Origin of the sequence: Meridianimarinicoccus roseus (assembly GCF_003172915.1) — a bacterium.
GTDB classification, from domain to species: Bacteria; Pseudomonadota; Alphaproteobacteria; order Rhodobacterales; family Rhodobacteraceae; genus Meridianimarinicoccus; species Meridianimarinicoccus roseus.
In genome coordinates this window covers 1-14,174 of sequence record NZ_QGKU01000016.1, presented here as the reverse complement: position 1 = coordinate 14,174, position 14,174 = coordinate 1, and the positions used below count along the sequence as shown (strand labels likewise).

Below are 14,174 nucleotides of genomic sequence, written 5' to 3'. Positions count from 1 at the left end.
GCTGACGCGCCGGGCTATCACCCTTCAGGCTGCCGTCAGCTTCGCCGTGCATGCATTGAGTCAAGATGGCCTTGGCGAGGAGTTTGGCCCATGAAGAAGACATTGACAATTATCGGCTTTCTCGCGGTCTTTCCGGTCGGCGTCGCGCTGGCGGATGACGACTGCTATGTGCCGATGGCTGACTGGCAACCGCGTGATGCCGTCACCCGGTTGGCCGAAGAGAACGGCTGGACGGTGCGCCGGATCAAGATCGACGACGGCTGCTACGAGATCGACGGCCGGGATGCCGAGGGGCGCCGGATCGAGGTGACCGTTCATCCGGCCACGCTCGAGGTGGTCGAGTTCGAGTATGAGGACGAGGAAGACGACGATCGGCACGATCAGGATCGAGGCCGGGATCGCGAAGGAGGCTATGATGACTGACGCAATCTCACACAAGGCCCCAGAGACAAACACGGGGCCGAGCAGCAAGGTCCAGGTCTGGGATCCGCTGGTCCGCGTGTTCCACTGGGGGCTTGTCGCGGCGTTCGCGGTGGCATGGCTCTCGGCGGAAGAGCTGGACACAGTTCATGAGGTCGCGGGCTATGTCGTCGCCGGTCTGGTGGCCTTCCGCCTGCTCTGGGGCCTCGTCGGCAGCCGCTACGCGCGCTTCGCCCAGTTCCTGAGAGGCCCCGGCGAGACGCTTGCCTATCTCGGGGACATGACCCGGCGGCGTGAGCGGCGCTACATGGGCCACAACCCGGCGGGCGCGGCGATGATCGTGGCGTTGCTGGTTACGCTTTCGGGCACGGCCTTCACCGGCTGGCTGATGGAGGACGAGTCGCGTCTGGCGATGCTGCCTGCCATGCCGCAGATTGTGGCACCCGCCTGGGCAGACGACGATGGCGGCGAATACGAACATGCTGAAGGCGGCCGGGGCGAAGATCAGCTGAAAGAGGTTCACGAGACGCTCGCCAACCTGATGCTGCTGTTGGCCGCTCTGCATGTTGCGGGGGTCGTTCTGGCCTCCTTCCGCCACCACGAGAACCTCGCGCGTGCCATGGTGACTGGCGAGAAGCGCGCTCCCGGTCCTGGCGACATCGCCTGATCGCACTCATACCCAAGGCCGACCGTCCCTTCGGCCCTACTCGGCCTCGCCCTCACGGGCGGGGCCTTTTTCTTTCGGAAGCCGCTCTCTTCCTGACGGCAAGCTGAAGCGGGAATCGCGGGCGCGTCAGGAAGGCCTCAGGTCGGGTCTCCAGATTGCCCTCAGCAGACGAAAGGAGACCCTGCCATGAAAAAGACCCTGACACTTCTCGCAGCGACAACGGCGTTGACCGCGGCGATCGGCGTCCCCGCCTGGAGTGCGATGCAAGCCCCGTCCGACGTCCTTCGACCCATTGCCGCGCTCTTCGATGACGCCTCGCAAGCCATGCCGCTCGTTCTCGCAAGTGACGATGACGACGACGATGACGACCGCTGGCGGGACGGCTCGCGTCGCGGTCACGACGACGACGATGATGACTGCGACGATGATGATGATGATGATGACGACGATTGCCGTGGTGCCGCCCGCAATCCCGCGCCCGCCGGCACGGTCGCCCCTCCGCAGAACGGTCTCTTCGGGAACGGTGCTCCGCCGCAGGTCAAGCAGAACTGAGCCTCTCCGAAGCCCTCTCAGAACAAGGATCAACCCTATGAAATCCCTCCTCGCAACGCTCGCGCTGACCACGGCGCTGACGCTTCCCGGCCTGGCCATGGCACGGCCGGTGACGCTTACCACGACGCTCAACAATTACGGCGGTGACGGGGCCTACCTCGCGCTTTACGTCACCGACACCTCGGGCGCCTATGTCGGCAGTCTCTGGATGGCCGGTGGCAAGTCGAAGTACTACGAGCATCTGAGCGACTGGTACCGCGCCACTGGCGGCGATACCGCGCAGGTGAACGGCATTACCGGCGCCAGCGTCGGCGGGGGCCGTACGCTCGAGATCACGCTCGACCTAGCCGATGCGCTCTTCGACGCAGGTTACACCCTTCACATCGACGCGGCCGTCGAAGACATGCGCGACAGCCCGAACGAGGTGGCCGTCCCGCTCACGACGACAGGCGCGGGCACGCCAATGCGCGGGCGCCGCTACGTCGCCAGCTTCGCCTACGACATGTGAGGAGCAGGGCCATGATCCGTGCACTCCATCGCTGGCCGGGTCTTCTGGCCCTCGCGCTCGTCACCGTCCTGAGCCTCAGCGGCGCGGCGCTGTCGGTCTTTCCCGTGGCCGAGCGCATCGCCGCGCCGCAGTCAGATCAAACGCTGACCGTCGCCGCCCTCGCGAACCGCATCCAGGCCAACTATCCGGGCGTCGAGCAGATCCGGCGCGCACCTTCGGGTCGCATCACCGCCTACTGGTTCGATCAGGGCGCGCCAGGTGCCGCCGTGATCGACCCTGCGACGGGTGAGGGCGTGGCCTCGGCCGACCCGAACCAGACGCAGCGCTGGCTTACGAACCTGCACCGTTCGCTGTTCCTCGGGGACGGCGGGCGCATCGCCATGGCCGCCGGGGCTGCCGCCATGCTGATCCTCTCGCTTTCCGGCGCGGCGCTGGTCGCGCGGCGCGCGGGCGGCTGGCGACACTGGTTCGCGCACTTGCGCGGTCCGCTCGCGGGCAGGCTGCACGTCGAGATCGCCCGGATCGCTGTCATTGGCCTCGTGCTGTCGTCCACGACAGCCCTCTGGATGACGGCGTCGACCTTCGATCTCCTGCCGGACGGGGGTATCCTGCCGGCCGCCACTGAAGCCAGTGGAGAGACCGGGTTCGCGCCGGGCCGGATGCCCACGCTTCGGCAGACGCCCGTCGCCGAGTTGCGCGAGCTGAGCTTTCCCTATCCCGGCGACGCGACAGACATGTTCACGCTCAAGACCGACCGGGGCACCGGATATCTCGATCAGGGCGACGGAGCCCTCCTAGCCTGGGCCGACCTTACAGGTTGGGAGCGCGTCTCGGAAACGATCTACATGCTGCACACCGGACAGGGTGCGGCGACGCTGGGACTCGTTCTCGGGCTGATGGCGCTCGGCGTGCCCGCGATGGGCGCGACCGGCGTGCTGGTCTGGCTCGCCGGGCGGCGCGGTCGGCCGCGAATCCGGGGCAATCAGCCCGCAGGCCGCGCCGAGACGATCCTGCTCGTGGGCAGTGAGGGTGGCAGCACCTGGGGCTTTGCCGCGACGCTTCACGCCGCACTGACCCAAGCCGGGCAGAGTGTCCATGTCGGACCGATGTCGGGCTTTGCGCCACAGCGTTATGCCCGTGCCGAGCGGATTATCCTGCTCGCTGCGACCTATGGCGACGGGGCTGCCCCCGCTACGGCGAAGGGCTTCCTCGACCGGCTGAACACCCCGAGCCGCGCGCCCGACATTCCTCTTGCCGTACTCGGCTTTGGTGACCGCAGCTTTCCGGCCTATTGCGCCTTCGCCAAGTCCGTCGCGGCGGCGGCGCAGGCGAGGGGTTGGCCCGAACTTCTGCCGCAGGGCACGATCGACCGCCAATCACCGCAGGATTTTGCGCGCTGGGGCCGCGCACTCGGCGACGCTCTCGGGATCGACCTCGAACTTTCGCATCAGCCGGTCCAGCCGCAAGCGACCACGCTGACCGTCGTCTCGCGACGCGACTACGGCGCCGAGGTGCAGGCCCCGACCGCCATCCTCCGCTTCGCGCTTCCGCGCGCCTCGCTCTGGCAACGGCTGCTCGGGTGCGGGTTCGCCCGGTTTCAGGCGGGCGACCTGATCGGCATTCTGCCCGAAGGGGGCGCCGTCCCGCGGCTTTATTCGCTCGCCTCCGGACGCCGCGACGGCTTCGTCGAGATCGTGGTCAAGAAGCACCCCGGCGGACTCTGTTCGGGGCAGCTCACGGCGCTGCAGCCTGGCGACACGGTGGCCGCCTTCCTCCGCCGCAACCCCGGCTTCCGCGTCGGTCGCGGCAAGGCACCACTGATCCTGATCGGCGCGGGGACCGGCATCGGACCGCTTGCGGGCTTCATTCGCGGCAACGCGCGTCGCAGGCCAATCCATCTGTTCTTCGGCATGCGGCATCCGGGCAGCGATTTCTTCTACGGCGAGGAAATCCCCGGCTGGCAGGACGAGGGGCGTCTGACCCAGCTGGTCACGGCCGTCTCGCGCGGGGCGCGTCCGCACTACGTGCAAGACGCGCTGCGGGGCGAGGCCGCCCAGGTCGCAGACCTTATTCGCAACGGGGCGCGCGTGATGGTCTGTGGCGGGCGCGACATGGCCGCCGGCGTGGCCGATGCGCTGGCCGAGATCCTCGCACCGGCCGGGCTGACGCCAGCGCTTCTGAAGGCGGAGGGGCGGTATGTCGAAGATGTCTACTGAATGGGTGAAGGTCGCCCTGAACGGCCCGACCATGGGCACGCGCTGGCAGGCCACGTTCTTCGCGGAGCCGGACTTCGACCCGGCCCCGATCCGCGCGGCGCTGCAGGCGGCCGTGGACGAGGTGGACGGGCAGATGTCGACCTGGAAGCCGGACAGTGACCTGATGCGGCTCAACGCGGCGCCGCTGGGAGAATGGGTGGCGGTGCCCGCGCAACTGGCTGCGGTCCTGCGCCTCGGCCTCGAGATCGGGCGCGCCTCGGGCGGGGCGTTCGACATTGGCATGGGCGACGCGGTGACGGCCTGGGGCTTCGGGCCCGGGGACGCCGCGCCGGATGGCATCCGCACCGCGATGGCCGCCTCGCGCCGCCCGGCGCATGAAATTCTGGAGTTCGACGGCGATCACGTGCGCAAGGCCGCAGCCCTGAAACTCGACCTCAACGGCATCGCCAAAGGCTATGGCGTGGACCGGCTCGCCGAGACCCTGCGCCATCATGGGATTTCAGATGGACTCGTCGGGATCGATGGCGAGATGCGTGCATTGGGCCTCCGGCCGGACGGCGAAGCCTGGACCATCGCGGTCGAGGCGCCGGACGCCAAGCGCCGGACGCCGCATTCGATCCTCGCGCTTCAGGATGCCGCCGTCGCGACCTCCGGCGACTACCGTCACTGGGTCGAGGTGCAGGGGCGCCGCCTGTCGCACACGATGGACCCGAGGCGGGGCGCGCCGCTGATCGCGTCGCCGGCCTCCGTCACCGTCGTGGCCCGCACCTGTGCCGAAGCCGATGCCTGGGCGACGGCGCTCATGGTGCTCGGCCCGGAAAGGGGCGCGGCGCTTGCAACACAAACCGGGCTCGACGCCCTGTTCCTCTTGCGCGGCGATAGCGCGGGCATAACGCCCCTTGGGATCGGGCCGCTGTTTGCGACGGATGCGGTGGCAACAGGCTGAGGCGATCGGGCCCGCCACCCGAGTCGCACCGCCCGGTTAAAAGGCCAAAGCCATGCCTGCCGCCAAAGCAGGCATTTTTCACATGAGTGAACATTTTTTCTACCGACGACAGCCTCCGGCGCGTTAACCTTGTTGACTGAGCGCGTCGGCCCGCAAAACTGGCGCTGCAACAGATTGCGGAGGCAAGGCATGGGTGAATCGACTGTCATGACGGGCAACGGCCCGCGCGCCTTCTTCTCGGGCGGCCTCGAGGCGTCGCAACCCGCATTCGACAGTATTCCGGTCATCGATTTCGGACCGATGCGCGGGGACGACCCGGCCGCCCGCAACGCGGTCGGCGAAGCCGTGCGCAATGCCTGCACCCAAGTCGGCTTCTTCTACGCCAGAAACCACGGGGTGCCGCAGGCCATCATAGACGCGACCTTCGACGCAGCGCACCGCTTCTTCGATTTGCCCCTTGACCGCAAACAGGCAATTTCGGTCGAGAAGTCGGACGCGATGCGCGGCTACACCCCGCTTCTGGGCGAGAATACCGACCCAGAGAACAAGGGCGATCTGCATGAGGGCTTCGATCTCGCGCTTGACCTCCCTGCGGACGACCCGGACGTCGCAGCCGGAGTCTTTGGCTATGCGCCGAACCAGTGGCCCGATGGACTGGACGATTTCCGCGAACCGCTGACCGCCTATCACGGGGCTGCGCGCGCCTTCGGCGAGCGCGTGTTTCGTGCCTTCGCGCTGGCACTGGAACTGCCGGAGGACTTCTTTTTGCCCAAGATCACCAAGCCGATGGCGCATATGCGTGTGCTACACTATCCCGACCAGTCTACCGCCACCGAAGAGAAGCAAATCGGCATCGGAGCGCACTCGGACTACGAGTGTTTCACGATTCTGTGCACCGACGACAAGCCGGCCTTGCAGGTACTCAACTCCGCAGGCGAATGGATCCAGGCCCCACCGATCCCGGGCGCATTCATCGTGAACGTTGGGGACATGATGGCGCGCTGGACGAATGACTATTTCCAGTCGACGCTGCACCGCGCCATCAACCAGACCGGCAAGCGGCGCTATTCAATCCCATTCTTCTTCGGCGTGAACAGCCGGGAGACGATCGAGGTGCTGCCTTCGTGCCAGTCGCAGGAACGGCCGGCTAAATATGCTCCGATCACGGCAGGCGACTACATCCGCTCTCGTTTCGACGACACCTATGCGCATCGCACCGGGGACGAAGCATAGCCCCGCCCAGCGATCCCGTAATTTCCCGCGACCGACAGGAGACACCGACATGACGACGATTGCCAACCGCCTGGCCCGCAGAAGCGTTATGGCGGCAATGGCGGCGCTGCTTACGCTGCCTGCCCTCGCCTTCCAGATCGAGGGCACGCCAAAGATCGCATTTATCTACGGGGCGACGGCCCGCGATGGCGGCTGGAACGAGGCGCTCGATAATGCGCGGCTCGCGGTGGAGGAAAATCTCGGCGTGTCGATTGCCACGGTGGAGAGCATCCCCGAGGAGGCCACCGCGCTGAAGAACGCCATAGACCTGTTTGTCGGACGGGGCTTCAACGTGATCGTAGGCACGACCTACGGTTATTCTGAAGGCATTCTCGAAGCGGCGGCGCAGCATCCGTCCGTCGCCTTCGTGAACGCTTCGGGCGCGACCAACGCCGGCAATCTCGAAGGCTTCTACACCCGCACCTACCAAGCCTGGTACCTTGCCGGAATGGCAGCTGCAGGCGCTTCGCAGACCGGAAAGATCGGCATCGTCGCCGGCTTTCCGATCGGCGTTGTGAACTGGGACGTGAACGCCTTCGCCCTTGGGGCGCAGTCCATCAACCCGGAGATCGAAACGACGGTCATCTACACCAATTCCTGGTGGGACCCCGTAGCCGAGGGCGAGGTGACGAAGGCACTGTTGGACGAAGGCAACGACGTGATCGGCAACAACCTCAGTTCCGCGGCGCCGTTCATCGCGGCGGAAGAAGCAGGCGCGAAGTCCATCGGCTTCCAGCTCGATATGAGCCGACACGCGCCGAACGGGCATCTGACCTCGGTCCAGTTCAACTGGGAGGAGTACCTGCTGCCGACGCTGGCCGCGCTGGTAGAAGGCACCTGGGAGCCCAGCGAATGGGGCGCCTTCCCCGGCATGGCCGAAGGCACCGTCGGACTGACGCCTCTGTCGGACGCAGTACCCGCCGATGTGCGCGCGCAGATCGAGGACCGGCAGGCGCAGATCATAGCGGGCACCTTCGAGGTCTTCGCCGGCCCGGTGGTCGCACAGGACGGTACCGTGAAGGTCGCTGAAGGCGCAGTACTGGACGACGGCGGCCTATGGTCCATGGACTTCCTGGTGAAGGGCGTGTCCGGTTCGGTGAACTGAAGCCCGTGACAGAACGGACAAGGCAGGACACCGCCAGCGCGGCGGCCGCGCTCCAACTGCGCGGGATCACCAAGACCTTCGGCGCGGTGCGGGTTCTGGACAGGGTGGATTTCGACGCCCGGGCCGGGGAAATACATGCGCTGCTTGGCGAGAACGGCGCGGGAAAATCCACGCTTATGAACGTTCTCAACGGCATCTACGCGGCCGACGCCGGTGTTGTGGTGCTGGCTGGCGCCCCGGCAGCGATCCGGTCGCCTGCGCAGGCGACGCGGGCCGGGATCGGCATGGTGCACCAGAGCTTCCGGCTGGTCGGACCGTTTACCGGACGCGAGAACCTGCGTCTTGCCGCCAGTCACCTTGCCTGGTCCGAAGTGGACCGGCGCGCGACGGACCTGATGGCCCGGATCGGTCTTGAGGCGCCGCTGGACGTACCGGTCGCGCGGCTTTCCATGGCCGAACAGCAGCGTATCGAGATCCTGAAAGCGCTGGTTCTTGGCGCACGGATGCTTGTGCTGGACGAACCGACAGCCGTTCTGACCGATGCCGAGGCCGACCGCCTTCTTGCCCTGATGCGGGATCTTGCGGGCGCTGGACTGGCCATCGTGCTGATCACGCACAAGCTGCGCGAGGTAATGGCAGCGGGTGACCGCGTGTCGGTGCTGCGGCGCGGGCGCATGGTAATGGGCGGGGTGGCCGTGTCCGAAACCAGCGCCGCGGACCTGTCGCTTGCAATGATCGGCGACCACGTGCCCGAGCCAGAGCGCCCCGAACGGATGCGGCGTGCGCAACTTATGGAAGCACGGGGGCTGAGCGTGCACCGGCACGGTGTCCCGGCGTTGCGCGGCGTGGACCTCACGGTGCATGCCGGAGAGATTCTCGGGCTTGTCGGGATCGGCGGCAACGGCCAGCGCGAGCTTGCAGAGGCGATCCTGGGACTGTGCCCCGCCGAAGGCCAGATCTGGCTCGACGGACGGCAGGTGTCGGAAGAAGGGGTGGCGGCGCGACGTGCGCTCGGGCTCCGCTATGTCCCCGCAGACCGGCGGCAGGACGCGCTAGCCCCGAACATGCCAGTTGCGGATAACCTCGTGGCCGCAGCGGTGCAGCGTGGCGAATTCGGCCGCTGGGCCCTGCACCCCTCCGCCGTTCGCGCCCGAGCGGACCGGCTGATCGGCGCATTCGCCATCGCGGGTGCGCCAAGGGGCGGGCGGCGCCCGGTACGTCTGTTGTCGGGCGGCAACGCGCAGAAGGTTGTGCTGGCCCGCGAACTGGACCCTGCGGCGCGCCTGATCGTCGCCCATTCGCCGACGCAGGGGCTGGACGTGTCGGCACAGGCTTTCGTTCACTCCGAGTTGCTGCGCGCGGTTGGCGGCGGTGCGGGTGTTCTTCTGATCAGCGAGGATCTGGAAGAGATAATGCGCCTTGCCGATCGAATCGCGGTGATAAGCCGGGGACGGATCAGCACGGGCGCGCAGCCCCGGCCAAGCCGAGAAGACCTTGGGGAACTGATGCTCGGCCATGCTTGAACGCGTATCCCTCGAACGGCGCGACCGCGTTTCGGCCGGGCTTCAGGCCGCCGCCTTCACCGGCGCGATCCTTCTGGCGATGGCGCTTTCGGTCGCGATTCTCCTCATGGCTGGTGTGCCGACCGGGGCACTGTTCGACGAGCTGGTCCTGCAAGTGTTCCTGACGGGCCCCGGGCTTGCCCGGACATTGACGATCGCCACCCCTATGATGCTGGTGGCCCTGTCCGCGGCCCTGTGCCTGCGGCTAAAATTCTGGAACATCGGCATCGAAGGACAGGTCCAGCTTGGCGCGATCTGCGCGACCGCGGTTGCCCTTCTCGATCTGGGAGGTCCGTTCCGGCTGCCGGTGATGCTGCTGGCCGGGGGCATCGGCGGCGCGGCGTGGATCCTGCTGCCCGTGCTGCTGAAAATCCGAGCGGGCGTAAGCGAGGTGATCGTGACACTTTTGATGTCGAACATCGCGTTCCTGCTGCTTCAGCATCTTCTGTTCGGACCAATGGGCGACCCGGCGCACAATTTTCCAACCTCACCGATCTTCGACGCGGCCGAGCGCCTTCCGCGGTTCGGATTCGGCGATGTCAATGCAGGCCTGCCCATCGCCGTGCTAGCGCTGCTGAGCGCAGCCCTGATGATCCACCGCCTGCGGTTCGGCTTCGCGGCGCGCTTCGCCGGTGACAATCCGCGTGCGGCTCGGGCACTGGGATACGATACGGGAAGGTTACTGCTGATCTCAATCCTGCTCGGTGGCGCCGCGGCGGGCCTTGCCGGCAGTGTGATCGTGACCGGCACAGAGTTCCGGTTGTCACAGGCAGTCGGCATGTCGATGACATTCAACGGCATCGTAATTGCGGCGTTGGCCCGAAACGACCCACTGCTTATCCCGGTGGCCAGCCTTTTCATGGCCGGTCTGAGCGGCGCAGGCGCGTCGCTGAAAGTGTTCTACGGCGTTTCCGAGGGGATCGTTCTGGTGATCCAGGGCATCTTCCTGATGTGCCTCGTGACTTGCCAGTTCGCCACCACCTACCGGATCGCGCTGGCGGGAAGGGTTGCGCCATGATCGTGTTCCTGACCGCGTGGCTAGGCAGCCTGCCCGGGTTCATGACCCCGCTTCTGTTGGCGTCGCTGGGCCTGCTGCTGTGCGAGCGCGCAGGGGTTCTTAACCTCGGGGTCGAAGGCGTCATGGCGGTTGCAGCCATGACCGGCGCCGCGGCCTGCCTTTCGGGTTTGGCACCGGGCCTGTCCCTGGTACTGGCGGCTGGTGCCGCGGTCGCCATCACCCTGCCCTATATTATCGCGGTCGTTGTGTTCCGCGCAGCGCAGATCCCTGCAGGGCTGGCGCTCGTGGCGATCGGTCTTGGCACGTCGATGGTGCTGGGGCGGGATTTCGCGCACAGGCCGTTCCGGGGTCTTGCGGACCTTCCGTTTCCCGGGCCGCTGAAGGAATGGCCACTCGTTGGTCGAATGCTGTTTCAGCAGGATGCGGTGGTCTACCTCGCACTCGCCGCAGCTGCGTTGCTGGCCTGGATGCTACATCGCACCAGAACCGGCCTTGCGCTGCGGGCAACAGGGGAGGATCCGGCGACCGCCGACAGCGCGGGCGTCGACGTACAGGCGGTGCAATGCGTTGCGCTGGTTGCAGGGAGCACACTTATCGGCCTTGCGGGGGGCTATCTCGCTCTAGGTAGCGCGCAGATCTGGACCGAGGGTATGGTCGCCGGACGCGGCTGGATCGCGCTCGCGCTGGTCGTGTTCGTCCAATGGTCGCCACTGCGGGCCATCGCGGGCGCCGCGCTTTTCGGCGGGGCGCAAGCGCTCATTCCCCGGCTGCAGGCGCTTGGCCTCGACGTGCCGATTTATGTGCTGGCTATGATGCCTTACGTGCTGACCATCGCAGTGCTGGTCGCCGCGTCCCGCCGCGCGCGCACACGGCAGCAGGAGCCCGGCTTTCTTGGCCGCGCCTATATCCGGCAGGACAGGTAGGGACGGCGGCGGCGGCCCGCGCGGCAGATTTTTCGCGAGACCGAGGAACCACGTCATGGAAGCGGATCGCTGCGGCATGTCAAAGGCAAGGCGCAAAGGAACCGCGAGACGGCGCCCGGTCCGGGGCACTTCATCCACTCTCCCAGTCTTTTCTCCTTCCGAGCGCCCTGCCCTGCCCCACGGCGATTGCGATGCAGCGTCGGGTATGCTGCAACTGCGTCCATGATCCCACGAGGCGTGCCATGACCGCGATCCTGACCATCACCGTTAACCCCGCCGTCGACCTGTCGACCGAGGCACCCGCCGTGATCCCGGATCGCAAGCTGCGCTGTTCGGCACCGCGTGTGCAACCCGGCGGCGGCGGTGTGAACGTCTCTCGGGCCATCGCAAATCTGGGTGGGGTGAGCCGGACGCTCCTGGCCTTCGGCGGTCCGACAGGCATGGCGTTGACGAACGCGCTGCGGGCCGAAGGACTGGACCTGCGCGGGCTGGGCGTTGACCATCCGACCCGCCAGTCACTGTCGGTTAGGGATGCCGCGAACGGTCTGCAATACCGCTTCATGATGCCGGGCCCGGACTGGACGGAGAGTGATTGCGCAACGGCGCGGGCCGCGATCCTCCAGGCGCTGGAGCCGGGCGCCCTGGTGATCCCCTCAGGGTCCTACCCGCCCGGCCTGCCCGACGCATTCTTCGTGGACCTGAATCGTAATGTGGCGGCCGCCGGTGGACGCATCATTCTCGACACCTCCGGGTCCGCGCTACGGGCAGCGGCCCGGACCGGCACCGGACTGTTTGCGCTGCGCATGGACCACGAAGAGGCGCAGGAATTGTCTGGCGCGCGGCTCAAGCGACTGGACGACATCGCGGACTACGCCAGTAGGTTGCACCGCGACACCGGGAGCAGGATCGTTATGATCGCCGCAGGAGCGATGGGCACGGTGATCGTCACGCCGGACTGGCGCGGCCTCTTGCGACCACCCGTCGTCGTACCGGTGTCCAAGGTGGGCGCGGGCGACAGTTTCGTGGGCGGCTTTGCGCTGGCGCTGTCCCGAGGGGACGACCCCGTCAGCGCCTGCGCTTGGGGCGTGGCAGCCGCAGCGTCGGCGGTGACGACACCGGATACCGACTTGTGCGACCGTGCGGACGTGGAGCGTTTCGTGACTGAGGTTACAAGAAGCGCGTTATGAGATCATCGCAGCCGTGCTGTCTGCTGCGTCATCATTACCGCAGGCGTTTACCCCCACTCAAAACAGCACGTCTGTCTCGACCGCGGTTGGCCGAACCATACGATAGCCATTCTAATTCTTTTATTCTATTGTTTATATATATTTGCTCGCCGTCTGGAACTCTCTTTACCGTCGTCATCTCAATCCGCTTCTGGCCCTTCACACTCGATTGGAAAACTTGCTCAACCGAGAGAATCGACAACTGCATCCCCGCTATGGTTGCGCGCGGCCCATGATATCCGCTTCCTAGCTTACCGAAGACTTTTTCAGTCTCCAGCTTTGCCGTGAACATCGCTTATTGGACAGGTATGGCGCCGCAGGCAGTGGTGCATGCAGCGCAAAGGTCTAGCGTAGGCTCTGTCGGACTCGGGCGGCGGTGTAGAACGGTGCTTTGAACATTAGGATGACGGTGGGTAGTGCCCCGCGGCGTGGTGTAAGAGGGCCGGCCTTCGGAGAGGCTCGAGTTGGTCAGGTCGCCACGGCGGGCAGTCTGACGTTGTGAGTATCGGTGATGCGGGCCAGCGACTCCAGCCCCATGTAACGGCGCGCGACGGCCCACTCGTCGTTGGTTTCGATCATCAGCGCGCCGACCAGACGGATGATGGCCGCGTCGTTCGGAAAGATCCCGACGACATTGGAACGGCGCTTGATCTCCTTGTTGACGCGCTCAAGCGGGTTGGTCGAGCTGATCTGCGCCCAGTGCTCCCTGGGGAAGTCCATGTAGGCGAGCACGTCGTCGCGGGAGGCGTCCATCATGGCGCCGAGCCGGTCATTCTTCTCACGGAGGGCGTCGGCGATGGCGTCCCACTGGGTCTCCGCCTCGGCCTTGGTCTCCTGGGCGAAGATCGTCTTGAGCATTGCGGCCACGGCGGTGCGGCTCTTGGCCGGGGCATGGGCGAGCGCGTTTCTGAGCCAGTGCACGCGACACCGTTGGTGGGTCGCATCGAACACTCGGCGGGCTGCGGCCCTGAGCCCCTTGTGATCGTCGGCCACGACGAGCTTCACGCCGCGCAGGCCGCGATCGGCGAGAGAGCGCAGGAAGCCAGTCCAGAACGTCTCCGCCTCGGAGGGGCCGGTGGCGACGCCGAGCACCTCGCGTCGGCCGTCCCCGTTGACCGCCACCGCGATTATTACGGCACGGCTGATGATCCGGCCGTTCTCGCGCACCCGGATGTAGGTTGCATCGAGCCAGAGATAGGGCCAGGCGCCCTCGAGAGGCCGGGTGAGGAATGCCAGCACGCGCTCGTCGATCTCGGCGCAGAGCCGACTCACCTGGCTCTTAGACACGCCACTCCCGCCCATGGCACGCACCAGATCGTCCACGGCGCGCGTCGAGACGCCGTGCACATAGGCTTCCTGGATGACGGCCACGAGGGCCTTCTCCGCCGTCCTGCGCGGTTCGAGAAAGCTCGGGAAGTAGCTGCCCTTGCGCAGCTTCGGGATCGCCAGGTCGATCCGGCCGGCGCGGGTCTCCCAGCCTCTCTCGCGGTATCCATTGCGCTGCGTGGTGCGCGCCGGTGTGCGCGTTCCTTTTGGCGCGCCCGTCGCAGCCTCGACCTCCATCTCCATCAGCCGCTCGGCGGCATAGGCGAGCATGTCGCGGACGAGATCCTCGTCGGCGGACTTCTCCACCAGCTCCATCAGGGTCATTCTATCGTCGGTCATCGTCGTCTCCGGTTCGGTTCCAGGTTTCGCAACCCGAACCTTCTCCGAAGACCGGCGATGGCCGCCAGCGTCACCGCCGGCCGCGCGCTGCGCT

13 protein-coding genes are annotated in these 14,174 nt (G+C 66.4%); 12 read left to right on the top strand and 1 reads right to left on the bottom strand.

The window, feature by feature from the left end; genetic code table 11:
* Positions 1-90 precede the first annotated feature (90 nt).
* The 12 genes from DKT77_RS04525 (at position 91) to DKT77_RS04470 (ending at position 12,376) form a co-directional block, all read left to right on the top strand.
* A complete protein-coding gene (locus DKT77_RS04525) occupies positions 91-423 on the top strand; it encodes a PepSY domain-containing protein (protein ID WP_109810552.1) in 333 nt (110 codons plus the stop codon).
* A complete protein-coding gene (locus tag DKT77_RS04520) occupies positions 416-1,087 on the top strand; it encodes a cytochrome b/b6 domain-containing protein (protein WP_109810551.1) in 672 nt (223 codons plus the stop codon). Before DKT77_RS04525 ends, DKT77_RS04520 begins: the two co-directional genes overlap by 8 nt.
* Positions 1,088-1,273: 186 nt before the next feature.
* Entirely contained in the window at positions 1,274-1,639 is a 366-nt protein-coding gene (locus DKT77_RS04515) for a hypothetical protein (RefSeq protein WP_109810550.1), read from the top strand.
* Positions 1,640-1,676: 37 nt separating this feature from the next.
* Positions 1,677-2,147 carry a DUF2271 domain-containing protein gene (locus DKT77_RS04510; protein WP_109810549.1) on the top strand — a complete coding sequence of 157 codons (471 nt, stop codon included), beginning with the start codon at positions 1,677-1,679 and terminating at the stop codon, positions 2,145-2,147.
* A gap of 11 nt (positions 2,148-2,158) precedes the next feature.
* On the top strand, positions 2,159-4,363 hold the full coding sequence (locus tag DKT77_RS04505) for a PepSY domain-containing protein (protein ID WP_109810548.1): 2,205 nt from the start codon (positions 2,159-2,161) through the stop codon (positions 4,361-4,363).
* The gene (locus DKT77_RS04500) at positions 4,344-5,309 is read left to right on the top strand and encodes an FAD:protein FMN transferase (protein ID WP_109810547.1); all 966 of its coding nucleotides are present in this window, start codon (positions 4,344-4,346) and stop codon (positions 5,307-5,309) included. The genes DKT77_RS04505 and DKT77_RS04500 overlap by 20 nt, the downstream gene beginning before the upstream one ends.
* Before the next feature lie 189 nt (positions 5,310-5,498).
* Positions 5,499-6,542: an isopenicillin N synthase family dioxygenase gene (locus tag DKT77_RS04495; protein ID WP_109810546.1), complete on the top strand. Its 1,044-nt coding sequence runs from the start codon at positions 5,499-5,501 to the stop codon at positions 6,540-6,542.
* Positions 6,543-6,591: 49 nt separating this feature from the next.
* The gene (locus DKT77_RS04490; RefSeq protein WP_238547682.1) at positions 6,592-7,686 is read left to right on the top strand and encodes a BMP family ABC transporter substrate-binding protein; all 1,095 of its coding nucleotides are present in this window, start codon (positions 6,592-6,594) and stop codon (positions 7,684-7,686) included.
* 5 nt (positions 7,687-7,691) lie between these two features.
* Complete coding sequence (locus DKT77_RS04485) at positions 7,692-9,209, top strand: ABC transporter ATP-binding protein (protein ID WP_238547681.1); 1,518 nt, start codon at positions 7,692-7,694, stop codon at positions 9,207-9,209.
* Positions 9,202-10,266 (top strand): ABC transporter permease, encoded by a 1,065-nt coding sequence (locus tag DKT77_RS04480; protein ID WP_109810543.1) that lies wholly within the window; start codon positions 9,202-9,204, stop codon positions 10,264-10,266. Before DKT77_RS04485 ends, DKT77_RS04480 begins: the two co-directional genes overlap by 8 nt.
* Complete coding sequence (locus tag DKT77_RS04475; protein WP_109810542.1) at positions 10,263-11,189, top strand: ABC transporter permease; 927 nt, start codon at positions 10,263-10,265, stop codon at positions 11,187-11,189. Before DKT77_RS04480 ends, DKT77_RS04475 begins: the two co-directional genes overlap by 4 nt.
* Before the next feature lie 242 nt (positions 11,190-11,431).
* Positions 11,432-12,376, top strand: coding sequence for a 1-phosphofructokinase family hexose kinase (locus tag DKT77_RS04470; RefSeq protein WP_238547680.1), 945 nt, complete (start codon positions 11,432-11,434; stop codon positions 12,374-12,376).
* A 507-nt stretch (positions 12,377-12,883) separates the two neighbouring features.
* Here the strand turns inward: DKT77_RS04470 and DKT77_RS04465 are convergent.
* Complete coding sequence (locus tag DKT77_RS04465; RefSeq protein ID WP_109809696.1) at positions 12,884-14,080, bottom strand: IS256 family transposase; 1,197 nt, start codon at positions 14,078-14,080, stop codon at positions 12,884-12,886.
* Positions 14,081-14,174 lie beyond the last annotated feature (94 nt).